General features: G+C 41.3%; 1 protein-coding gene. It reads right to left on the bottom strand.

The window, feature by feature from the left end; all coding sequences use genetic code 11:
- Positions 1–276, bottom strand: a 276-nt coding sequence (locus R2R70_RS20085; RefSeq protein ID WP_410978912.1) for a glycosyltransferase family 2 protein, incomplete at both ends; no start/stop codon positions are given.

The raw sequence follows: 276 nt of genomic DNA, 5'->3' as shown, positions 1-276 counted from the left end.
ATTATATCTTGCCTGCTGATCAACTTGATAACCTCCTGAACGTTCCAAATTAATTAGTCTTGTAAGTAAATTTTTATTGGTATTATGAGGGATAACACGTCCCATAACCGCACCTACCTCAGGATCTTCAAAGGCAATAACCAGTTGCTTAAGCATACCTTTCGCTGGACGATAGTCTGCATCAAAGACGATGATAATCTCTCCTTGGGCAATCTTCATTGCATCATTAAGTGCTGCAGATTTTCCTCGGTCAGGACAGTCACGATGAATCGGACG

The organism is Cobetia sp. SIMBA_158 (assembly GCF_046566945.1).
Taxonomy (GTDB): Bacteria; Pseudomonadota; Gammaproteobacteria; order Pseudomonadales; family Halomonadaceae; genus Cobetia; species Cobetia amphilecti.
The sequence above is the reverse complement of the archived record's forward strand: the minus strand, read 5'-3'. Positions and strand labels throughout refer to the sequence as shown.